Origin of the sequence: Thalassospira australica (genome assembly GCF_000763295.1) — a bacterium.
In the GTDB taxonomy this organism is placed as follows: Bacteria; Pseudomonadota; Alphaproteobacteria; order Rhodospirillales; family Thalassospiraceae; genus Thalassospira; species Thalassospira australica.
The window spans coordinates 248565-263536 of the sequence record NZ_JRJE01000031.1; the positions used below are offsets into that span (position 1 = coordinate 248565).

Genomic DNA, 14972 nt, shown 5'->3' on the forward strand with positions numbered 1-14972 from the left:
GACCTTCAGTCTTTAATCTTGGAAATACAGGACATGGTATGGCGCATTCCGGCCCCATGACCGATTGGCGCAAGGCAAAACTGCCTGTGATTGCCTTTCTGGCTCCAGCGACGATCATCTACACATTGTTCATGATCTATCCGTTGCTCGATTCCATCCGTCTCAGTTTTTATGCGACGCCAAGTGGCGGCGAGGCGGCCTTTGTCGGCCTGGATAATTACCGAACCATTCTGGCCGATCCGGATTGGGCTTCTGTCTTCTGGAACAGCTTCTGGAACAACATGAAGTTCTTTGCTGTCCACATGTTGGTGCAAAACCCGATCGGGATTGCACTGGCCGGTATTCTGAGCCTGCCACAGCTTCGTTTCCGCAATACCTATCGCACCATGATGATCATGCCGACCATGCTTTCAGTCGTGATCGTTGGTTTCATCTGGCAGTTGATCCTGAGCCCGGTTTGGGGTGTTGGTGCAGACCTGCTTGATATTGTCGGTCTTAAGTCGCTGTTCGGGCCGTGGCTTGGCAAGGAAGCTAGCGCGCTAATCACGCTGTCCTTTATCTCTGTGTGGCAGTGGGTAGGCATTCCGTTGATGCTGATCTATGCAGCACTTCTGGCGATCCCCGATGATCTGGTTGATGCCGCCGTTGTCGACGGTGCTACGCATTTTGAAGTCTTCATCCACATCAAATTGCCATTGGTTTTACCGACCGTGGCGATGGTGTCGATCCTGACATTTGTCGGTAATTTCAATGCATTCGACCTGATATATGCCGTAAAGGGTGCGCTCGCAGGGCCGAATTTCTCCACCGATATCATGGGGACGTTGTTCTATCGCACATTCTTTGGCTATCAGTTGCAGCTCGGTAATCCGCATCTGGGGGCCACAGTTGCGTCCCTGATGTTCCTGATCATTCTGGGCGGTGTTCTGTTCTATCTGTTTGCCATTCAGCGCCGCTTGGCGCGCTATCAGATGTAGTCGGGGGCGAACATGAGTTTTTCAAATATTCGCAGGGAAGACGCCAGCCGCGCCGTTATCGTGCATGCGATCCTGCTGACCTACACCTTGGTTGCGCTGTATCCGATATTTTTGATCGTGATCAATGCCTTCAAGACCCGCAAGGGGATCTTCCGTGATCCGATGGGGCTGCCCAACGCTGAAACCTTCAGTATCGAGGGTTTCACTAAAGTTCTGGCAAAATCCAATTTCGAACTGTTTTTCTATAACAGCTTCACGGTCACCATTGTAACCATCGTGATTGTCCTTCTTTTGGCGTCAATGGCCGCATGGGCCCTGTCGGAATACAAATTCCCCGGTAATACCGCACTGGCGCTTTACCTGGCGATTGGGATCATGGTCCCGATCCGTCTCGGGTCGGTGTCAATCCTGAACCTGATTGTTGATTTGGGCTTGGTCAACACCTTGACCGCACTGGTTCTGGTCTATGTCGCGCAGGGACTTCCGCTGGCGATCTTTATCCTGACCGAGTTCATGCATCAAATCCCCAAGGATCTGAAAGAAGCAGCACGCTGTGACGGGGTCGGGGAATTCAAAATCTTCTTTGCGATCATTTTGCCGTTGATCCGGCCTGCCGTGGCAACGGTTGCGGTGTTTACCATGATCCCGATCTGGAATGATCTTTGGTTCCCGCTGATCCTGGCCCCCGGTGATGGCAAGCAAACCATCACACTGGGTGTGCAACAGTTCATTGGACAATACGTTACGGACTGGAACGCCGTTCTGGCTTCGCTGAGCCTGGCGATCATTCCGATTCTGATCCTTTATCTGATTTTCTCCCGACAACTCATTCGCGGCCTGACGTCTGGCGCGGTGAAGTAACTGTTGGCTGATAGGAGCTTGAATAAATGGCTGACTTGAAACTTGACCAGATCCGCAAACGCTATGGGGCGGTAGATGTGCTGCATGGTATCGATCTGGATGTAAAGGATGGCGAGTTCGTTGTGTTTGTCGGCCCGTCAGGCTGTGGCAAATCGACATTGCTGCGCATCATTGCCGGTCTGGAAGAAATTACCGGCGGCGAATTGATGATTGATGGTGATGTGGTCAATACCAAAAGCCCACGGGACCGAGGTATTGCGATGGTATTCCAGTCCTATGCGCTTTACCCGCATATGACTGTTTACAAGAACATGGCCTTTGGCTTGAAGCTCGACAAGCAAGACAAGTCTGCGATTGATGCGCGTGTACGTGAAGCCGCCCGCATCCTGCAACTTGATCAATTGCTGGACCGTCGTCCGTCCGAACTTTCCGGTGGTCAGCGCCAACGTGTTGCGATTGGCCGTGCGATCGTGCGCCAGCCGAAGGTGTTCTTGTTTGATGAACCGCTTTCCAATCTGGATGCAGCTCTTCGTGTGCAAACACGGCTTGAGATCGCCAAGCTGCATCAGGACCTGAAATCCACCATCGTCTATGTCACTCACGATCAGGTGGAAGCCATGACACTGGCTGACAAGATCGTGGTCATGAACGGTGGCAATGTTGAGCAGGTCGGTTCACCGATGCAACTTTACCATCATCCTGAAACCCGTTTTGTTGCAGGCTTTATTGGCTCGCCAGCGATGAATTTCACCAATGTCAGGATTGATGCCGTCGCGCCGGGCAAAGTAACCGTTTCCGCGCCTGGTGGCATTAAATCGGTGTTGCCATTTGAAGTGCCACAGTCCGAAGTTGGAAAAATAGTCGAACTTGGCATCCGCCCGGAACATTTGGCTCCGGGGGATGAGGAAACCCTAAGCGTCAATGGTGAAGTCGACGTGGTCGAGAAGCTTGGTGACTCGACATATCTCTATATCAAGCTTGCCAATGGGGACCGTGTGACGGTTCGCGCACCTGGGCATAGCCGGATCAAAATTGGTGATATGGTTACCGCATCCGCTCCGGCAGGGGCTGCGCATCTGTTTGATGGCGATGGCAAGGCCTTTGTGAAGGTCGATTACCCTGCTGAATTCAGTGCAGAGGAATAAATAAACCCACCCTCAGCACATGATAAACTTCAGAAGAGGCGCCCTTTGCGGCGCCTTTTTGATTTTATGTGTGATGCGTCCCTGCACGATCAGAAAACTGTTGCAGAACTTTAACTTGTCCTTGGCAGGGGCTGGCGCAAAAATAACCTCGATGTTTTCGAAAGAAAAAAAAATGTTCGTTTTTCCTTTCGTATCAACACCGAAGTTTGCGATACTGCCTGTGCCGGAAGCTGACAAAATGCCTAAAGCATCAATCCGGACACAGGGAAAAGCCATCACGTTTATAAGAGGATTCAAAATGTCTAAGAAACACGGCGCACTGCGTGGTTCCTTGCTCGGCCTTACGGCAATTGCAGGAATGGTCTCGATTGTTTCGGCCGCTCAGGCTGAAGAGCTTCGCCTGTTGACCTGGGGCGGCTACGCTCCGGACGAAGTTGTCGAGCTGTTTGAAAAAGAAACCGGCATCGATGTTGAAGTGACGTTGTCGAACAACGAAGACATGATTTCCAAGCTCCGGGCTACCGGTGGCGGCGGGTTTGACCTTGCACAGCCGTCTCAGGACCGTATCGCCGGTGCACAGCTTGAGTACGGTATTTACAAGCCGATCGATCTTTCGAAGATTGATGGTGACAAGTTCATCGCATCAATGCTTGAGTCTACCAAAGTAAATACGACCGTTGACGGCGAAGTTTATGCAGTCCCGCACGTTTGGGGCACCAGTGGCCTGATCGTTGACAAGACCAAGGCCCCGAACGTTGCTGACTATACTGACCTTTGTGAGCCGGAAGTTGCCGGTAAGGTCTCTTACCGTCTGAAACGCCCGACTCTGATCGGTTTTGCATATTCCATGGGGCTTGATCCGTTCGCAGCATATGGCGACGAAGCCAAGTACCAGGAAATCCTTGATGCGGTTGAAGCCAAGCTGATCGATTGTAAATCCAACGTCAAAACCTATTGGGAAGGCGGTGATGCGCTTCTGAACCTGGTACGTTCGGGTGAAGTTGTTGCCGCGATGGCATGGGATACCGGCGGCTGGAAGCTTAACAATGATAATGCTGACATTACCTTTGTTGCGCCGAAATCCGGTGCGCTCGGCTGGATCGATACCTTTGTTCTTCCGCGTAAATCCAAGAATGATGATGCCGCCTACAAGTGGATCAACTTCGTAATGCAGCCGGAAATCGCAGCAAAGATCACCGCAAACGCAGGTAACTTCACCGCGTCAAAAGGTGCGGACGAGTTCGCCGATGACACGCTCAAAGCGCAGTTCCAGGGCAGCTTCCCGCCGGCAGATCTTGATAACATCAAATGGTATCCGACCGTTCCGGCTGGCCTTGAAGTTCTTGAAGGCAAGACCCTTGACCGTGTGAAAGCCGCACAGTCGAACTAAGGAACACCTTGGTTTCCAGATATTCTGTCCCCGGCGCTGGTTTGTGCCGGGGACATTCTGCTTTTTTAGAACGGCGACGTTCGTTCAATCAGCTCCACCAACAAAGAATTAAGTGAACAGGGCGCACATGGCTGACCAATTTGACCTTGAATGCCGGAACGTGGTCAAAACCTTTGATCAATTTGTTGCCGTGAATGACATTTCACTGGCCATTCCAAAGGGATCGTTTTTTTCCATACTTGGACCAAGTGGCTGTGGCAAAACCACATTGTTGCGTATGCTTGCGGGATTTCAGGCACCGACATCAGGCGACATTCTGATCAAGGGGAACTCGGTTTTGGGGGTTCCGCCAAACCGCCGTCCGGTGAATATGGTGTTCCAGCATCTGGCTTTGTTCCCGATGATGAATGTTGCCGAAAACGTTGCCTATGGCCTTAAGCGCCGCGGCGTTGACAAGGCAACCATCACCAAAAAGGTCAATGAAACGCTTGCGCGTGTAGGTTTGCCCGATTCTGGTCCAAAGCAGATCAGCCAGCTTTCAGGCGGGCAAAAACAGCGCATTGCTATTGCCCGCTGCCTCGTACTTGATCCGACCGTCCTGCTGCTTGATGAGCCGCTTGGTGCGCTTGATCTTAAGCTTCGAGAGCATATGAAGGTCGAACTCAAGCAGCTGCAGCACGAAATCGGCACCACGTTTGTCTATATCACCCATGACCAATCCGAAGCCTTGGTGATGTCTGATCAGGTTGCGGTGATGAATTCCGGACGGTTTGAGCAGGTCGGCGCCCCGCAAGACCTTTACTATAATCCACAGACTTCTTTCGTTGCCGGTTTTGTCGGCGAAAGCAACCGCTGGACCGGCATTGTCAATGGCGGCAATGATCAGCAAGTCGAAATCAAACTTGCCAGTGGCAGTAGGGTTTTCGCAAAACGCGACGCGAACAACCACATTACCGATGGTCAGTCGGTTGACGTGTTTGTGCGCCCCGAAGCAATTGAGATCAATGACGCCGGCTCGTTTGAAAATAAACTTTCGGCCAAGGTCGAAAACGTTCTGTTTAACGGTGCTGCGAGCAGCCTTCAGGTTCGAGAAAGCCTGACCGGTCATGAAATGACAGTGGCCTTGCCTCAGACGGGGGCGTTTGCTTCTGTTCGCGAGGGCGATGAGATTAATCTTGGCTGGAGTGTTGAACAAACTCGCTGCTTTGCGTCCAACGGGAATGGAGCAGGGGTATGAGCAACTCGGCTGCTGTGAAAAGCGGCGGATTTCGGCTTGGATTGCTGTTGCTGGCATTGCCATTGCTGCTTTGGCTGTTCCTGCTGGTGATCTTGCCGCATATCGATCTGCTGTTGGTTTCGTTGCGTGAACGGATTTCCTACGGGAAGTATGAATTCAGCCTGATTAACTATGTCGAATTCTTCACCGAACCGCTTTACTGGAACACCTATGTCCGCACGGCAGTGATGTCGATCTTTGCCACGGTGTTGACACTGATTATCGGTTTCCCCGTCTCGTACTATATTGCCAAGGTCATACGCGGAAAGGGCAAGAATGCCCTGTTCCTGATGTGTTTGATCCCGTTTTGGGTATCAGAACTGGTGCGCACCTTTGGCTGGATGATCCTGCTGCGTGAAAGTGGTGTGATCAGCAACCTTTTGCAGTGGATTGGTGTTGCTGATGGTCCCGTTGAGATGCTGTATAACGATGCCGCAATCATGGTCGGCCTTGTTTATACATCAATGCTGTTCATGGTCGTGCCGCTGGTCTCTGTTCTTGATAGCCTCGATGACAGCTTGATTGAGGCGGGCTACGATCTGGGTGGCAATGCCTTTACGATTACACGCGATATCGTTGTTCCACATGCCATGCCCGGTATTGCCTCCGGCTGTATCGTTGTCTTTATGCTGACACTTGGCAACTATCTGACGCCGAACCTTTTGGGCGGCAAAGACAGTTTGTGGTTCACTGAGCAGATCTATACCCAGTTCATTACCCGTTTCAACTGGGAGTCAGGCTCGGCCTTTGGTTTCCTATTGCTGGTTTTGTCATCTGTGATTGTCTGGGTTGGTCTTAAGCTCAGCAAGCAAACACTTTCGCAAACGGTGGGATAGGGGGAGATCATGATTCCAAGTATTCCACAGCCCAAATTCTACAAGCACCTTTATGCGGGCTATATCGCACTGTTTTTCATCTATCTCAGCGCACCATTAATTGTGGTCAGTGTGTTTGCCTTCAATGACAGTCTCTTCCCATCCATGCCATGGGAAGGCGGCACGCTGGCTTGGTTCTTTGGTGACAGCGATCCCTATATCGGGATTTTCAACGACAGCAAGCTTCTGGAAAGTGTCGGGGTCTCGGCCTTTGTCGCCTTTTGGGTAACGGTCCTGTCGGTAACGGTCGGAACCTGCAACGCGTTTTTGTTTGAACGCAGCCAGTTCCCGGGAAAGAACTTTCTTTACATCGTTTCGCTGTCGCCTTTGGTGATCCCTGGTGTGATCCTGGGTATTTCGATCCTGGTATTTTCAAATTTCATCGCCAACGGTGTTGAAGAAGCTATTGGCTGGGATCTTGAATTCCTGCGTCCGGGGCTGTTTCTGGTGATCATTGGCCAATTTGCCTTTATCACGACGATTACAACGCTTGTGATATCCGCGCGGCTTCGGAAATTTGATGTAAGTCTGGAAGAGGCCGCCTTGAACCTGGGAGCAACGCGCCGGGCGGCACTCTGGACCATCACGATTCCCTTCCTGAAGCCCGCATTGATCGGGGCGGGGATCGTTGCCTTTTTAATGTCCTTTGAAAACTTCAATACGACCCTGATGTTGGTTGGATCGGATGCCCCTTTAACCATCGCGATGTTTGATCGATTGAAACAGGGGTCAACGCCAGTGCTGAATGCGCTGTCATTGCTTTTGATGTTGGTATCGGGCGGGTTGGCGTTGCTGTCGGTATTTGTCCAACGCGACAAGAAAAGTTGATCAAAGCAAAACACTTCGTAAATGAACAATATGAAAAGGGCGGCATTCGTGCCGCCCTTTTTGATTTTAGCTCAGAAACATGCTTCCACTAGTCATTACGTAAATATGGCATTGAAACATAATAGACACACAAATGTAATACTTATCAGAAAGTTGTCCTGCGAAATTTATGGAACATGAAAAGCGGGCTCTACTTGAAATATGCTCAATATGTAGTTTTCGTGGTGTTCATATGAATATTTTCACACGTCATATCGATACTAAATACCGCGAATAACGTTGCGATATTGATCATTTATACGCTCAAAAAGTAAATTTCCGAAAACTGTCACTTGAGAAAAACACCTCCCGACATGAAAACCTATGGCTAGCCGGCCACCGATCTGCAGGCGGTGTTCCGGGCCAAGTTTTCAATAGGGAGTTACTCAACCATGTTCCGTAAAACACTGATGGCTGCTGCTGCCATGTTTGCCATGGGCAACACCGCAGAAGCTGCAACTGAAATCACCTGGTGGCATGCAATGGATGGCGCACTTGGTGACGTTGTTAACCAGATCACCGAAGACTTCAACGCAAGCCAGGACGAATATAAACTCGTATCCGTCAACAAAGGTGGCTACGAAGACACAATGACTGCGGGTATCGCTGCGTTTCGCGCGAACAACCAGCCAAACATCATTCAGATCTTCGATGCTGGCGCAGCGACCATCATTAACGCAAAGGGTGCTGTAAAGCCGGTTCAGGACCTGCTTGAAGCCAATGACGTCAAATTTGACATCAATGATTATATCCCGGGTGTGCGTTACTTCTATGCCGACTCAGACGGCAAAATGATCGGCATGCCGTTCAATAGCTCGACCCCGCTTCTTTACTACAACAAAGAAGCTCTCGACAAAGCCGGTGTTGACGTTCCGAAAACCTGGCAGGATTTCGAAGCCGCTGCACCGAAGCTCAAAGAAGCTGGCTACACCGCGCTTGCACAGTCGCACAGCCCGTGGATTTTCTTTGAAAACTTCATGTCCCGTCACAACCTGCAGATGGCAACCGCCAACAACGGCTATGACAGCACCGATGCAGAAATCCTTTACAACAACGACGCGCTGAAAGATCACTGGCAGCACGTCAAGGATTGGAAAGATGCGGGCTACTACGGTTATTATGGCCGTGCATGGGGTGCAAACCAGGACGCATTTGTTCAGCAGCAGGTTGCCATGTGGATCGGTTCATCCGGTTCGTTCGGCGGTCTTCGTAAATCAGCTCAGTTTGACTTCGGCACCTCGACACTCCCGTATTGGGAAAACGTTGGTGATGCCCCGAAATCAACCTTCATCGGTGGTGCGGCATTGTTCGCTTTTGCCGGTCATGATGCTGAACAGGATGCCGGCGTTGCGGAATTCTTCAAATTCCTGACCAAACCGGAAACCCAGTACTACTGGCACAAAGAAACCGGTTATGTGCCGATCACCAATGCGGCCTATGACCTTGCCAAAAAAGATGGCTACTACAACGAAAGCCCGGATGCCGAAGTTGGTATTACGCAGCTTTCCGAAGAAGGTGGCGAGTGGACCAAAGGTTATCGCCTTGGCTTCTACGTTCAGATCCGTGAAGTCATCTATCGTGAAGTCGACAAGATCATGAACGGCGAAGAAACCGTTGATGCTGCTTTCGCAACGATCGAAGAAGAAGCAAACGGTCTTCTGAAACGCTTCAACGATACCTATTCGAACTAATCTGCTTTTCGCAAAAGTAGGGCGGCCAAATCCTTGGTCGCCCTGTTTTGCATTTTTCGGTTTTGCCTTGAGGTTGCGTTCACAATGAAGCGCGTACAATTTGAACACAGCGCGGTGCCTTATCTTTTCATCGCACCGCAAATTCTGATTATTTCCATATTCTTCCTGTGGCCGGCGGCACAGGCGCTGTATCAGTCGTTCCTGCTGGAGGACGCTTTTGGGCTGTCTTCGCAGTTTGTCTGGTTCCGCAATTTTGAAGACGTCCTGTCGAGCAGTTCCTGGACACGGTCTGCAATCTTCACCGTTGTATTTTCTGTCCTGGTTTCGGTCCTTTCCATCGCGATTTCATTGTTTCTTGCTGTGCGCGCAGATGAAGTGATCCGTGGGGCAAAGTCCTACAAGACATTGCTGATGTGGGGGTACGCCGTTGCTCCGCCGGTCGCAGGCCTGCTTGGCAACATGATGTTCAACCCGCTGATGGGCGACCTTTACATGGCCTTCAACAGCTTCGGGTTTGAATTCAACCACATCCAGAATGCGAATGACGCGGCCTTTGTCGTCATCCTGATTGCGGTCTGGAAACAGGTCAGTGTGAACTTTATTTTCTTCCTGTCGGGCCTTCAGGGCATTCCGAAATCAGTTCAGGAAGCTGCAACGCTTGACTGCAAAAGCCCCGAACGCCGGTTCTGGACCATCACATTCCCGTTGCTCGCACCGACAACCTTCTTCCTGCTGGTAATCAACCTGACCTATGCCTTCTTTGAAACGTTCGGGATCATCGACGTCTCGACCAAGGGCGCACCGGGCGGATCGACAGCAACACTTGTCTACAAGGTTTACGTCGATGGTTTCCTTGGTGCGGATATGGGCGGTAGTGCGGCCCAGTCGGTCCTTCTGATGATCATGGTCAGTGTTTTGACCGTGTTCCAGTTCCGCTTCATCGAACGCAAAGTGCATTACTAGGGGGACGTCATCATGTATCAATCGAAGTGGCGTGTATTTTCCAATCATACCATTCTGATTCTTGGCGCATTGTTTATGATCCTGCCTGTCTGGATTGCTTTTGCGTCATCTACCCATACCCGCGAATACGTCTTCCAGAACGGTTTGCAGTTCTGGCCGGGCGCAGAGTTTTTCCAAAATTATGGCGCGATCCTGTTTGATGCGTCGGCAACAAAGGGCAGGGTGACCGCCATCGAGATGCTGTTTAACAGCATGGTCCTTGGCCTTGGTTTTGCCATTGGCAAAGTCATCATTTCGATGATGGCGGCCTATGCGATTGTTTATTTCCGCTTCAAGCTGGCCGTGCCGCTTTTCTGGGTGATTTTTGCAACCCTGTTGTTGCCGCTTGAAGTGCGTATCGTGCCATCCTACGAAGTGGTTGCAAACCTTGGTCTGCTCAATACCTATACCGGTTTGATCTTGCCGCTGATTGCATCAGCCACGGGCACTTTCTTCTTCCGGCAGTTTTATCGATCGGTCCCGGATGAGTTGCTTGAAGCTGCGCGTCTGGATGGGGCAGGGCCAATTCGTTTCTTCATCGATATCCTTGTGCCACTGTCGGTCACGATGATTGCCGCGATCTTCATCATCATGTTCGTGGTCGGTTGGAACCAGTATCTCTGGCCGCTTCTTATGACCACAGATGATCAGCTCTATACCATCGTGATCGGGATCAAGCAGGTTTATAACTCGCTTTATGAAGGCGGGCAGATCCCGCAATTCCCTAAGGCATTCGCACTGACAATCATGGCAACCATCCCGCCGGTTCTGGTGGTGGTGATCTTCCAGCGCATGTTTGTCAAGGGCCTGGTCGAGACGGAGAAATGATGCCGTCTCCCTCACCCGCTGAATTGAAAACAACCGATCCGCATACAGGATACTAAGATGGCAACTGTAACGCTTAATCAGGCCCAGAAAACCTACACCAACGGCTTTAAGGCCATTCATGGTATTGACCTTAAAATCGAAGATGGCGAGTTCACTGTTCTTGTCGGGCCGTCGGGCTGTGGTAAATCCACATTGCTGCGCATGATTGCGGGGCTTGAAAGCATCACCGACGGTGAAATAAGCATTGATGACAAGGTCGTCAACAAGGTCGCACCTGCTGATCGTGATATCGCGATGGTGTTCCAGAACTATGCGCTTTATCCGCATATGAATAATTACGACAATATGGCCTATGGCCTTAAGAACCGCGGTTATAGCAAGGCCGAGATTGACACCAAGGTCCGCGAGGCGGCCCGTATTCTTCAGCTTGAAGATCACCTTGACCGCAAACCACGCCAACTTTCCGGCGGGCAGCGCCAGCGTGTTGCCATGGGACGGGCCATCGTTCGTCAGCCAAAAGTCTTTTTGTTTGATGAACCGTTGTCGAACCTTGATGCCAAGCTACGTGTTGACATGCGCCTTGAAATCAAGAACCTGCAGCAACGTCTTGGGATCACCTCGGTCTATGTTACCCATGACCAGGTCGAAGCCATGACGCTTGCCGACCGTTTGATCGTTATGAACGGGGGTGTCGCAGAACAGATCGGCACTCCGATCGATATCTATGAAAAACCGGCAAGCCAGTTTGTCGCTGGCTTCATCGGGTCGCCGGCAATGAACTTCCTTAAAGGCAAGGTTTCTGACGATAAAAAGCATGTCACGGTTGGCGATGGCGTCATGCTTGACCTTGATCATGACATAGAGGCCGGACGTGACGTTACGGTAGGTATTCGCCCGGAACATCTGGAGCTTCTCAAGGACGGCGAAGGGCGCATCAATGCAGGGGTTCGCATGGTGGAATCACTTGGTGCCGAAACCCTGGCCTACCTTGATTTCGGCGCAAATGCAGACAATGTGACCTTGCGTCTGCAGGGAACCCATCAGTTCAAAAAAGGCGAAAAACTCAGCCTTTCGGTACCGGTCGACAAAATTCATCTGTTTGATATCGAAAGCGGCAAGCGTCTCTGATCTCAAAAGATAACCCGACTTTCAAACGCCTCTGACAGGCTGATCTTGTCAGAGGCGTTTTTTGTTTGTGGTTACGGGCACTTTACGCTTGTCTCGAACGTTGCGAACGCGGTAGTTCCTATGCGCGAAAGTTAAGGAGTTCAACATGCAGACCGACCAGAAAAAAGCGCTGTACGAAGAAGCGGAAAAAGAACTGATCAGCATCACCGAAGGCGAGACGAATGTGACCGCCCTGATGGCGACCGTTTCTTGCATCTTGGCACAAAAGTTCGACTATTACTTCTGGACCGGTTTCTATAATGTTGATCCAACAAAGGAAAATGAATTGGTTGTCGGCCCGTATCAGGGCACATTGGGCTGCCTTCGCATCCCGTTTGGGCGTGGTGTATGCGGAACGGCTGCGTCAACACGTGAAACGCAGGTCGTCGAAGATGTTCATGCGTTTCCGGGCCATATTGCCTGTGACAGCCGAACCAATTCGGAAATCGTCGTGCCAGTAATCAATGCGGATGGACAGTTGATTGCGGTGCTCGACGTCGATAGTGTCGAGCCAAATTCGTTCGATGAAACGGATCGCATTGCACTTGAAACTTTAATGCAGCGCATTTTTGCGCAATGATAACCCACAAGTCCCGATATATCGGGGCAGCGGACAACACAAACTTTGGAAGATAACCCATGGCTGGCAGTGTCAATAAAGTCATTCTCGTCGGGAACCTCGGTCGCGACCCTGAAATCCGGTTTACCCAGGCTGGTAAAAAAATCGCCAATTTCAGCATTGCAACCTCCGAACAGTGGCGTGACCGTCAGTCTGGTGAGCGCCGCGAGCGTACCGAATGGCACCGCATCGTTGTTTTCAACGAAGGCCTTGCAGATGTGGTTGAGCGCTTTGTCAAAAAAGGCAGCAAACTTTACATCGAAGGTCAGCTGCGTACGCGCAAATGGCAGGGGCAGGACGGCAAGGACAACTACACGACCGAAGTTGTGCTTGAAGGATTCAACTCCAACCTGACCATGCTTGATAGTCGCGGCGGCGATGGCGGCGGTATGGGTGGTGGTTCATCCTCTGGTGGCGGCTATGGCGGCGGACAGGATAGTGGCGGCGGCTTCGGCGGCGGCTCTGACGCGGGCTGGGGCAATGGTGGTTCGTCAGGTGGCGGATCGGCTCCGTCCGGGGCACCAGACCTTGATGATGAAATCCCGTTCTGATCCAAAGAACACCCCATCAAAAGCAACACCCCGGAACATTATTTATGTTTCGGGGTGTTTTTGTATCTGGATGGTGTGAGATTGGTAGCTCGGACAAAGATTCACCCGAAGTCAGCGTAATTGGCTCTATGACACTATAAATACATGGTAAAATCTGCTTTAAGATACGCAGGGTACTACCCGCAGCCTAGGGAGGCCACTTGGTCGGTCCAATATTTGGAACCCCGCGGATGGGGCAAAGCTACAACGTTCAGGATTGCGTTTATGCCGTCATAAAACGCAAAGATGGCAAGGTCGCGGTCGCGCGCACGCCAAAGGGAATCGTGTTGCTTGGTGGTGGCGTTGAAGATGGCGAAAGCGAACGTGATGCCCTATACCGTGAAACCTATGAAGAATCTGGTTATCAGGCGCGTATCCTGTCACGTCTTGGTTTTGCTTCGCAGTATGTGAATAATGCTGTCAAAGGGCGCTATCGCCTGAAACGTGCGACCTTCTTTGCCTGCGAGTTGACCGAAAAACTGGGCCCACCAATTGACGATGATCATGAACTGATCTGGATCCCGCTTGATGAAGCCCACAACAGCCTCTTGCGACAGTTTCATCGCTGGGCGCTTGAATTCGTCCGCTAATTAACCGCAACACTTCTTGAATTTCTTCCCCGATCCGCAAGGGCAGGGATCGTTTCTGCCGACCTTGACCACCGCGATGTGTTCTTTGCTATCATTTCGGGCGGAAGACGTGGAATGCTTCGATCCGGGAAACACCCCATCGACATAGACCCATTTTCCATTCCGGCGTTCAAAGTTTGATCGCTCATGGAGTTGATGTGTTTCACCATTTTCGATGAAGCGCGCGATAAACTCGACCTTGCCGGTTTGATCAAGAACACCACCAGCAACGCATTCGACGATTTCAAGCCCCGTCCACTCCGTTGGATCGCTCGAAATGCTTTCTGCGTTAAATTCGATGCGCTTCTCTTCTGCGAGTGTTGTCGTCAAATAAGCGCTATCTCGCAACACAAAGGCACAATACCGCGAACGCATCAGCTTTTCGGCCGTTTCGGCGTGTGCTGTGCCGGAATGATATTTTCCACAACAGGTATGATAGGTATTGCTGCTGCCACATGGGCAGGGGGATGTTGCAGGTGCAGTCACGGCAGTCATGGTTACTTCAATCAATTGTCAGAATGGAGTGAACATATAGCATACCCTTTGCGGATGCCATCTTGCGACCGTTGACAGATACCTTTTCCGCACCTTGGCTGCGCCTATATGACCTTTAGTCATCAAAATTCCCCAAAATGGTTGAGCTGCCTTTGTTTTGCCGCATATCGATTTTAGCGTGAATTATCAGCATTTGGAGTACCTGACTGTTTTTGTCGGCTATGCTTTGTAAAATGCTGATGCTGGAAGATTAATATAACTGAAACACGGGTCAGAAGTTCTTGACGAATTTGGTCGGGTTTAGATATATTAATAAATGCGGGTGGGGGCCCAAAGGCACCGCCGGATCAACGTCCGGCCAATTGGCGGACATGTAAATTGTCGATTTGCTTCATGTAAGGATGAGACACCATGAATGAACTTCTTATTAGCGTCTGCTGTCCTCTTCCATAGGTGACTTTGGAACGAGATACGACCGGAATTCAATTGCTTCTCCGGAAGGGTTCCGGTCGTCCAGTGAATTAATTCACAACCGATAGTGTTTGCGCGTCATCTGTTCT

General features: G+C 50.9%; 15 protein-coding genes. 14 read left to right on the top strand and 1 reads right to left on the bottom strand.

Annotation, left to right across the window (positions count from 1 at the left end; all coding sequences use genetic code 11):
- Positions 1-38: 38 nt before the first annotated feature.
- From JF44_RS0114305 to JF44_RS0114375, 14 genes are all read left to right on the top strand, one after another.
- Positions 39-977: a carbohydrate ABC transporter permease gene (locus JF44_RS0114305; protein ID WP_156111699.1), complete on the top strand. Its 939-nt coding sequence runs from the start codon at positions 39-41 to the stop codon at positions 975-977.
- Between the two features lie 12 nt (positions 978-989).
- A complete protein-coding gene (locus JF44_RS0114310; RefSeq protein WP_052065930.1) occupies positions 990-1838 on the top strand; it encodes a carbohydrate ABC transporter permease in 849 nt (282 codons plus the stop codon).
- A gap of 26 nt (positions 1839-1864) precedes the next feature.
- Entirely contained in the window at positions 1865-2983 is a 1119-nt protein-coding gene (locus JF44_RS0114315; protein WP_033069650.1) for an ABC transporter ATP-binding protein, read from the top strand.
- Between the two features lie 298 nt (positions 2984-3281).
- Entirely contained in the window at positions 3282-4373 is a 1092-nt protein-coding gene (locus tag JF44_RS0114325; protein ID WP_081944454.1) for an extracellular solute-binding protein, read from the top strand.
- A 127-nt stretch (positions 4374-4500) separates the two neighbouring features.
- Positions 4501-5610 carry an ABC transporter ATP-binding protein gene (locus tag JF44_RS0114330; RefSeq protein ID WP_033069652.1) on the top strand — a complete coding sequence of 370 codons (1110 nt, stop codon included), beginning with the start codon at positions 4501-4503 and terminating at the stop codon, positions 5608-5610.
- Positions 5607-6485 carry an ABC transporter permease gene (locus tag JF44_RS0114335; protein WP_052065933.1) on the top strand — a complete coding sequence of 293 codons (879 nt, stop codon included), beginning with the start codon at positions 5607-5609 and terminating at the stop codon, positions 6483-6485. Before JF44_RS0114330 ends, JF44_RS0114335 begins: the two co-directional genes overlap by 4 nt.
- A gap of 9 nt (positions 6486-6494) precedes the next feature.
- Entirely contained in the window at positions 6495-7352 is an 858-nt protein-coding gene (locus tag JF44_RS0114340) for an ABC transporter permease (RefSeq protein WP_033069653.1), read from the top strand.
- Positions 7353-7783: 431 nt separating this feature from the next.
- Positions 7784-9082 (top strand): extracellular solute-binding protein, encoded by a 1299-nt coding sequence (locus JF44_RS0114345; RefSeq protein ID WP_033069654.1) that lies wholly within the window; start codon positions 7784-7786, stop codon positions 9080-9082.
- Between the two features lie 84 nt (positions 9083-9166).
- Positions 9167-10045, top strand: a complete 879-nt coding sequence (locus JF44_RS0114350; protein ID WP_033069973.1) for an ABC transporter permease subunit — start codon at positions 9167-9169, stop codon at positions 10043-10045.
- A gap of 12 nt (positions 10046-10057) precedes the next feature.
- Positions 10058-10912 carry a sn-glycerol-3-phosphate ABC transporter permease UgpE gene (ugpE, locus tag JF44_RS0114355; protein ID WP_033069655.1) on the top strand — a complete coding sequence of 285 codons (855 nt, stop codon included), beginning with the start codon at positions 10058-10060 and terminating at the stop codon, positions 10910-10912.
- 57 nt (positions 10913-10969) lie between these two features.
- Positions 10970-12040, top strand: coding sequence for a sn-glycerol-3-phosphate import ATP-binding protein UgpC (locus JF44_RS0114360; protein ID WP_033069656.1), 1071 nt, complete (start codon positions 10970-10972; stop codon positions 12038-12040).
- Positions 12041-12185: 145 nt separating this feature from the next.
- Positions 12186-12659 carry a GAF domain-containing protein gene (locus JF44_RS0114365; RefSeq protein WP_033069657.1) on the top strand — a complete coding sequence of 158 codons (474 nt, stop codon included), beginning with the start codon at positions 12186-12188 and terminating at the stop codon, positions 12657-12659.
- A gap of 59 nt (positions 12660-12718) precedes the next feature.
- Positions 12719-13249, top strand: coding sequence for a single-stranded DNA-binding protein (gene ssb / locus JF44_RS0114370; protein ID WP_033069658.1), 531 nt, complete (start codon positions 12719-12721; stop codon positions 13247-13249).
- Positions 13250-13479: 230 nt separating this feature from the next.
- Positions 13480-13878 (top strand): NUDIX domain-containing protein, encoded by a 399-nt coding sequence (locus JF44_RS0114375; RefSeq protein WP_238318461.1) that lies wholly within the window; start codon positions 13480-13482, stop codon positions 13876-13878.
- On the opposite strand, the gene JF44_RS0114380 is transcribed toward JF44_RS0114375, so the two are convergent.
- A complete protein-coding gene (locus tag JF44_RS0114380; RefSeq protein WP_033069660.1) occupies positions 13879-14412 on the bottom strand; it encodes a YchJ family protein in 534 nt (177 codons plus the stop codon).
- Between the last annotated feature and the right edge of the window lie 560 nt (positions 14413-14972).

Bases quoted from the DNA above. Each gene is read 5' to 3' on its own strand.
- JF44_RS0114305 (WP_156111699.1), top strand. From the start codon at position 39: ATGGCGCATTCCGGCCCCATGACCGATTGGCGCAAGGCAAAACTGCCT.
- JF44_RS0114310 (WP_052065930.1), top strand. From the start codon at position 990: ATGAGTTTTTCAAATATTCGCAGGGAAGACGCCAGCCGCGCCGTTATC.
- JF44_RS0114315 (WP_033069650.1), top strand. From the start codon at position 1,865: ATGGCTGACTTGAAACTTGACCAGATCCGCAAACGCTATGGGGCGGTA.
- JF44_RS0114325 (WP_081944454.1), top strand. From the start codon at position 3,282: ATGTCTAAGAAACACGGCGCACTGCGTGGTTCCTTGCTCGGCCTTACG.
- JF44_RS0114330 (WP_033069652.1), top strand. From the start codon at position 4,501: ATGGCTGACCAATTTGACCTTGAATGCCGGAACGTGGTCAAAACCTTT.
- JF44_RS0114335 (WP_052065933.1), top strand. From the start codon at position 5,607: ATGAGCAACTCGGCTGCTGTGAAAAGCGGCGGATTTCGGCTTGGATTG.
- JF44_RS0114340 (WP_033069653.1), top strand. From the start codon at position 6,495: ATGATTCCAAGTATTCCACAGCCCAAATTCTACAAGCACCTTTATGCG.
- JF44_RS0114345 (WP_033069654.1), top strand. From the start codon at position 7,784: ATGTTCCGTAAAACACTGATGGCTGCTGCTGCCATGTTTGCCATGGGC.
- JF44_RS0114350 (WP_033069973.1), top strand. From the start codon at position 9,167: ATGAAGCGCGTACAATTTGAACACAGCGCGGTGCCTTATCTTTTCATC.
- ugpE (WP_033069655.1), top strand. From the start codon at position 10,058: ATGTATCAATCGAAGTGGCGTGTATTTTCCAATCATACCATTCTGATT.
- JF44_RS0114360 (WP_033069656.1), top strand. From the start codon at position 10,970: ATGGCAACTGTAACGCTTAATCAGGCCCAGAAAACCTACACCAACGGC.
- JF44_RS0114365 (WP_033069657.1), top strand. From the start codon at position 12,186: ATGCAGACCGACCAGAAAAAAGCGCTGTACGAAGAAGCGGAAAAAGAA.
- ssb (WP_033069658.1), top strand. From the start codon at position 12,719: ATGGCTGGCAGTGTCAATAAAGTCATTCTCGTCGGGAACCTCGGTCGC.
- JF44_RS0114375 (WP_238318461.1), top strand. From the start codon at position 13,480: ATGGGGCAAAGCTACAACGTTCAGGATTGCGTTTATGCCGTCATAAAA.
- JF44_RS0114380 (WP_033069660.1), bottom strand. From the start codon at position 14,412: ATGACTGCCGTGACTGCACCTGCAACATCCCCCTGCCCATGTGGCAGC.